Genomic DNA, 6,673 nt, shown 5'->3' on the forward strand with positions numbered 1-6,673 from the left:
CTCGTCACCATGTCAATGCAGACCTCCGTACGCCCTCCGCCCGCGCCGTCCCGGAAGCCGGGCAGTGACTTCGCGCGGCTGTACAAGAAGATCGCCGCCGCCGGGCTGATGGGGCGCCGCCCCGGTTACTACACGGCCCGCATCGCGGCCGTGGCCGCCCTGTACGCCGGCGGCTGGGCCGCCTTCGTCCTCGTCGGGGACAGCTGGTGGACGCTGGCGGTCGCCGGCTTCCTCGCCTTCGTCTTCGGCCAGGTCGCGCTGGTGACCCACGACACCGCCCACCGCCAGGTCTTCCGGCTGCGCAAGGCCAGCGAACGCGCGGGCCGCCTCGCCGGGAACCTCGGCATCGGCATGGGCTACGGATGGTGGCAGGACAAGCACACCCGTCACCACGCCAACCCCAACCACGCCGAGCTCGACCCGGACGTGCTCCCCGACGTCCTCGTCTGGTCCCAGGACCAGGCGCGCGTCGCCAAGGGCCTCCCCCGGCTGCTCGGTCGCTCGCAGGCGTTCCTGTTCTTCCCGCTGCTCACGCTGGAGGGCTTCAGCCTGCACGTCGCCGGTGTCCGGGCGCTGGCCAACCGCACGCTCAAGCACCGGACCCTCGAAGGCACGCTTCTCTTCGCCCACTTCGCGGTGTACCTGACCGCGCTGTTCCTCGTCCTGCCGCCGGGCATGGCGATAGCCTTCCTCGCCGTCCACCAGTGCCTGTTCGGCGTCTACCTGGGATCGATCTTCGCGCCGAACCACAAGGGCATGCCGATCCTGACCGGCGACGAGCGCCCCGACTTCCTGCGCCGCCAGGTGCTCACCTCGCGCAACGTGCACGGCGGGCGGTTCACCGACCTGATGCTCGGCGGGCTGAACTACCAGATCGAGCACCACCTGTTCCCCAGCATGCCCACCCCGCACCTGCGGCGCGCCCAGGTCATCGTCCGGGACTACTGCCGGGACCTCGGCATCAGCTACCTGGAGACCAGCCTGATCACCTCGTACCGCCAGGCGCTCACCAGCCTCCACCGGGCGGGAGCCCCGATCCGGGAGGCCCGCGGGGCCGCCGCCCCGGCCGAGGGCTAGGACGGCGGCGTACGCGCCGGAGCCTGGGTCAGCGCGGCGAATGGGCCCACTGGGCGCGGGCGGTGTCCAGGGCGCGGCGGTAGGCGGCGTAGCCGTCCTCGTACACCGCGCGGGTGTCCTGGCGCGGCTCCACCGTGCGGAACCGCTGCGGCTCGGCCTCCGGGGCCTCGCCGAGGAAGCGCCGCGCCACCCGCACCGCGCCGAGCGCGCCCACCTCGTGCTCCAGCGGGATACGGACCGGTCGCCCCAGGACGTCGGCGAACAGCTGCGCCCAGGGGCCGGAGCGGGTGCCGCCGCCACAGGCCGCGAGGGTGCCGGTGAGGCCGGCGGCCTCCAGGCAGTGCCGGGCGGCGTAGCCGATCGCCTCGCACATCGCCCGGACGCCGTCGGCCCGCGTGTGGGCGAGGGTGAGGCCGTCGAGGCGGCCGCGGGCGGCGGGGTCCACGAACGGGGCGCGCTCCCCCGCGTCGGAGAGGAAGGGCAGCGCGGTGACGCCATTCGCGCCCGGGGGGCTCTCGGCGAGCAGCGTGTCGAGGTCGGCGGTGGTGGCGCCGGTGAAGGCGAGGAACCATTCGAGGGCGGCGGTGCCGACCATCGCGGGCATCGCGCGCAGCCAGCGGCCGGGGTCCGGGGTGCACAGCCACATGCCGGCCGGTTCGGTGGAGCCGTCCGTCCGGGCGCGGTCGGTCAGAACCTGGCAGGCGAGGGTGGTGCCGACGATCAGCAGGCCGTCGCCGACGTCGCGCACACCACTGCCTATCGCGCAGGCCGGCAGGTCGTACGGTCCCGCGGTGAGCGCGAGCCCCTCGGGCAGCCCGAGGAGGGCGGCGCCGTGGGCGTCGAGCGTGAGGACGGTTCCGGGCGGCGCCGGGGCGGGCAGCAGGCGCGCCAGGTCCTCGATGCCGCAGGCGGCGAGCGCCTCGGTCGCGTACGTGCGGCTCACCGGGTCGAGGAAGGGCAGGGTGGCGTCCGACGCGTCCACGCCGGCCCGGCCGGTGAGGCGCTGGGCGACGGCGTCGACGCAGTAGCCCGCGGTGGCCGCGCGGAGCAGGGTCTGCGGCTCGTGCTCCCGCAGGTGCGCGAGGAGCGGGGCGTGGCAGCCGGGGAACATGCCGGATCCGGTGTGCTTGTACACCTCCTGGACCGTGCCGTCCGCCAGCCAGCGGGCGACGAGGTCCGAGGCGCGGCCGTCCATCCAGGAGATCGCGGGGCGCACCGCGCGCCCGTCCGCGTCGCGCAGCCACAGGCCGTCGCCCTGGCCGGTGAGGGCGAGCGCGGTGGGCGGAACCGGAAGGGCGGCGGCGGTCTCCCGTACGACCTCGGCGACCGTGCGGACGACGTCGTCGAGGTCCTGTTCGACGCGGCCGCCGGACAGCCGCACCACAGTGCTGCGGCGGGTGGCCGAGGCCAGCGGGTTCGCCTCGCCGTCGAAGGCGACGGCCTTGGTCACGGAGGTGCCGATGTCGACGCCGATGATCACGCTCATGGCCGCACGGCCTCCTGGACCTCGGGGTTGGCCGGGTGCGCGAGCGCGTCCCCGCGTACGAAACGGCCCGCCTCGGCGGCGGTGATGGCGGCGGCGCGGTGGGCGGTCTGCCGGGTGGCGCCGGCCAGGTGGGGCGCGGTGACCACGTTCGGGGCGTCGTGCAGCGGCCAGTCGGCGGGCGGGGGTTCGACGTCGTACACGTCGAGGGCGAGGGCGCCCAGGCGGCCGCTTCGGAGCAGGCCGGGCAGCGGGGCGTAGTCGAGGAGGCCGCCGCGGGCGGAGTTGACCAGCACCGCGCCCTCGGGGAGCAGGTCCAGCTTGGCGGCGTCGATGAGGTGGTGCGTCTCGGGGGTGAGGCGGGCGTGCAGGCTCACCACGCCGCTGCGGCGCAGGAGTTCGTCGAGTGCGACCGGTTCCACGCCGTCGGCGCGGGCGGCGTGCGGGTCGGTGTAGGGGTCGGCGACCAGGACGTGGGCGCCGAAGGCGCGCAGGACGCGGGCGACGATGCGGCCGATCGCGCCGTAGCCGACGAGTCCGACGGTGGCGCCGTCGAGTTCGATGCCGCCCTCCTCGTACGCGTAGAAGTCCCCGCGCCACTTGCCGCGCTTGAGCTCGGCGTCGGCGGTGGTGATGCGCCGCATGGCGGCGAGCATCAGGCCGATGGCGAACTCGGCGGCCGCGGGGGCGTTGCGGCCGGGCGCGAAGGAGACGGCGACGCCGCGGCGGGTGGCGGCGGCGAGGTCGACGTTGACGGGCCCGCCCCGGGAGACGGCGACCATCCGCAGATGGGGGCAGGCGGCGAAGACCTTCTCCGTGAAGGGCGCCATCTGGGTCACGCAGATCTCGGCGCCGTCGAGTGCTTCGACGAGTTCTTCCTCGGTGCCGCTCGCCTCGTGGACGTCGCCGACCGGGCCGAAGGGCTCGTGGGGCCAGGGCAGGGTGAGTTCGGTGATCTCGTGGGCGGCGCCGAGCTCCTCGCGCAGTGCGGCGCGCAGGAGGTCGGGGCGTACGAAATGATCGCCGGCGGCGAGGATGCGCATGGGGCGGGGCCCTTCTCGGGGGTCGCGGTGGCGGTGCGCGTCTGGCGTTGCCGCAGCGCCACTAACACTGGCGCTGATAGATTTAACATCATTGTTTTGAAGAATCAATGGACCGGCGCGGCCTCCGGGAGGCGGCGCCGCCGCGGCGCAGGGGAGAGATCGTCCATGGCAGCACGCCTGTTGCTCGTACGGCACGGAGAGACCGAGTGGCACGCGGAGAACCGGTACGCCGGCGTCTCCGACGTCGCGCTGACGGCGAAGGGGCTGCGCCAGGCGGAGGAGCTCGGGCAGTGGGCGCTGCACCGGGGGGTCGACGCCGTGGCCTGCTCGCCGGTCAGCCGGGCCCGGCTGACCGCCGGACCCGCGGCCGACGCGCTGGGCGTACGGCCCCAGGTCGTCGAGGGGCTGCGCGAGGTGGACTTCGGCTGGGGCGAGGGGCGCACCATCGCGGAGATGGCGGCCGAGGACCCCGAGGCCGTACGGCGCTTCATGGAGGACGCCGAGCTGGGCGCCTTCCCGGGGTCGGAGCCGGCGTCCGAGGCGGCGGCCCGCGCCTCCACCGCGCTGCGCGGCATCGCGCGCGAGCACGCGGGCGGCACGGTCCTGGTGGTGGCCCACAACACCCTGCTGCGCATGGCGCTGTGCGCGATGCTCTCTATCCCGGTCGGCCGCTACCGGCTGGTGTTCCCCCGGCTCGACAACGCGGCGGTGACCGAGATCGAGGTGACCGACACCGGCACCGCCCTGCGCTCGCTCAACGTCCCCACCTGGGCGCCCGTCCACGGCGGTACGCGAAACTTGGGCACATGACGACGACCGGCGCACAGGCCCGCAGGCAGATCATCACCGAGCACGTCCTCAGGCACGGGGCGGCGAGCGGGGCCGAGCTCGCGGAGCTGACCGGCGTCAGCCTGATGACGGTGCACCGGGACCTGGACGAACTGGCCAGGCGCGGGGTGCTGCGCCGGTTCCGGGGCGGGGTCTCCGCGCTGCCCTCCACCGTCTTCGAGTCGAATCTCGACTACCGCCTCGGCGTCAACACGGCCGAGAAGGAGGCGATCGCCCGGACCGCGTCCGAGTTGGTCGAGCCGGGCATGTCGGTGATGCTGGACGACTCCACGACCGCGCTCGCGCTGGCCGGGCTGCTGGCGGAGCAGGCGCCGCTGACGGTGGTGACCAATGCCCGGCGGGTCGTCGACCTGTTCGCCGGCCACGAGGAGATACGGCTCATCTCCCTCGGCGGGGAGTACTCGCGCACCCATGACTCCTTCCTGGGCGTGCCGTGCCTGGAGGCCATCGAGGCGCTCTCGGTCGACATGGTGCTGGTCTCCACCTCGGCCATGGACGCCCGGATGACGTACCACCAGGAGCAGGACGTGGTGCTGGTCAAGCGGGCGATGCTGGCCTCCGGCACGCGCAAGGTGCTGCTGATGGACCGGACGAAGCTGGCCCGGACCGCGCTGCACCGGCTCGGCCCCCTGGAGGACTTCGACCACCTGGTGGTGGACGCCGGGGTGGACGGGGAACTGCTGGCGGCCCTGAGGGAGCGTACGGACGTCCGGGTCGCACCCGCCGCGTGACAACCAGATTCTTAAAGTCTTGCGTGTTAATTTCACAGAGGTCATGATGCATTCCCGGCGCGGCCGTACGTCCGCGGGCCAGGGCACGTCACTGTGGAGGCACGAGCAATGAGCAGCACCGCCACATCCGCCGCGCGCGCGGGAGAGACCGTCTGGGATCGCGTGGGAATTCCGAGGCCCCTCCTCTTCGGGTTCATCGGCGTCCTGATCTTCATGATCGGCGACGGGGTCGAGTCCGGCTTCATCGCGCCGTTCATCGAGGGCAACGGCGCGGGCAGCGAGGTGCGCGCGAGCTATGTGATCACCGCGTACGGCGTCACGGTCATGCTCGCCTCCTGGCTGTCGGGCGCCCTGTCCGAACTGTGGGGCCCGCGCCGGGTGATGCAGCTCGGCCTCGCCATCTGGATCGTCTTCGACATCCTCTTCCTGACGCTCGGCGCGGCCCAGGACGACTACACCCTGATGCTGGTCTTCTACGGGCTGCGCGGCTTCGGCTACCCGCTCTTCGCCTTCTCGTTCCTGGTGTGGGTCACGGCCACCGCCCCGGTCGCCCGGCTCGGCGCCGCCGTCGGCTGGTTCTACTTCGCCTTCACCGGCGGCCTGCCCACCCTCGGCTCGCTCACCGCCTCTGTCACCAACCCCCTCTTCGGGAAGTTCGGCACGCTGTGGGTGGCGCTCGCCCTGATCGCGATCGGCGGCGCCTTCTGCCTGCTCGGCGTACGGGAGCGGACCGGGTACTCCCGGCTCGCGCCGCCCGGGGTGAAGCCGGTGCAGTCGCTGACCCGCAGCCTGTCCATCGCGTGGACGAACCCCAAGGTCGCCGTCGGCTGCGTGGTGCGCGTCATCAACACGGCTCCGCAGTTCGGCCTGTGGGTGATCCTCCCGGCCTTCTTCACCGACGAGATGGGCTTCAGCGACGGCGACTGGCTGCGGCTGCTGTCCATCATGTTCGCCACCAACATCTTCTTCAACCTGCTCTTCGGCCTGGTCAGCGACCGGATCGGCTGGCGCACGACCATCGGCTGGTTCGGCGCGGTGGGGTGCGCGGTGAGCGTCCTCGCCCTCTACTTCGTTCCGAAGCTGATGACCGACAACTACTGGGTCGCGGTCGGCGTCGGGATGGTCTACGGCGCCACGCTCGCCGGTTTCGTCCCGATCTCCGCGCTGATGCCGTCGCTGGCCCCGGAGAACAAGGGCGGCGCGATGGCGCTGCTGAACCTCGGGGCCGGCGGCGCGGCCTTCGTGGGGCCCGCGATCGTCTCGCTGTTCCTCGGGCCGCTGGGCCGGGACGGCGTCGTCCTGATCTTCGCCGGCCTGTACGTCGTCGCCGCCGTCCTCACGCTCTTCCTCCGGCTCCCGAAGGCGTCGCGGGAGGCCATCGCGCAGGGCAAGTCCCTGCACGAGGCCGCCGTGCCGGTCGCCGCCCGCGCCACCACCTGACCCCTAAGCCCGTCTCCGCCACCGGAAGGACCCGTCCCGCGATGAGCCCC

6 protein-coding genes are annotated in these 6,673 nt (G+C 73.0%); 4 read left to right on the forward strand and 2 right to left on the reverse strand.

The features are described from left to right. The first annotated feature begins 9 nt into the window (after positions 1 to 9). Positions 10 to 1,077 carry a fatty acid desaturase family protein gene (locus E2E34_RS29270; protein WP_138904901.1) on the forward strand — a complete coding sequence of 356 codons (1,068 nt, stop codon included), beginning with the start codon at positions 10 to 12 and terminating at the stop codon, positions 1,075 to 1,077. Positions 1,078 to 1,105: 28 nt separating this feature from the next. On the opposite strand, the gene E2E34_RS29275 is transcribed toward E2E34_RS29270, so the two are convergent. Next, the gene (locus E2E34_RS29275; protein WP_138904896.1) at positions 1,106 to 2,563 is read right to left on the reverse strand and encodes an FGGY-family carbohydrate kinase; all 1,458 of its coding nucleotides are present in this window, start codon (positions 2,561 to 2,563) and stop codon (positions 1,106 to 1,108) included. Further along, on the reverse strand, positions 2,560 to 3,603 hold the full coding sequence (locus tag E2E34_RS29280) for a 2-hydroxyacid dehydrogenase (protein ID WP_138904897.1): 1,044 nt from the start codon (positions 3,601 to 3,603) through the stop codon (positions 2,560 to 2,562). The genes E2E34_RS29275 and E2E34_RS29280 overlap by 4 nt, the downstream gene beginning before the upstream one ends. Positions 3,604 to 3,768: 165 nt before the next feature. Between E2E34_RS29280 and E2E34_RS29285 the strand changes: the two genes are divergently transcribed. The 3 genes from E2E34_RS29285 to E2E34_RS29295 all read left to right on the forward strand — a co-directional run bounded on the left by E2E34_RS29285 (position 3,769) and on the right by E2E34_RS29295 (position 6,623). Next, positions 3,769 to 4,413, forward strand: a complete 645-nt coding sequence (locus E2E34_RS29285) for a histidine phosphatase family protein (protein WP_138904898.1) — start codon at positions 3,769 to 3,771, stop codon at positions 4,411 to 4,413. Further along, the gene (locus tag E2E34_RS29290) at positions 4,410 to 5,183 is read left to right on the forward strand and encodes a DeoR/GlpR family DNA-binding transcription regulator (RefSeq protein WP_138904899.1); all 774 of its coding nucleotides are present in this window, start codon (positions 4,410 to 4,412) and stop codon (positions 5,181 to 5,183) included. The genes E2E34_RS29285 and E2E34_RS29290 overlap by 4 nt, the downstream gene beginning before the upstream one ends. A 108-nt stretch (positions 5,184 to 5,291) precedes the next feature. Beyond that, positions 5,292 to 6,623: an MFS transporter gene (locus E2E34_RS29295; protein ID WP_138904900.1), complete on the forward strand. Its 1,332-nt coding sequence runs from the start codon at positions 5,292 to 5,294 to the stop codon at positions 6,621 to 6,623. Positions 6,624 to 6,673: the final 50 nt, after the last annotated feature.

This window comes from Streptomyces albidochromogenes, assembly GCF_005981925.1.
GTDB lineage: Bacteria > Actinomycetota > Actinomycetes > Streptomycetales > Streptomycetaceae > Streptomyces > Streptomyces albidochromogenes.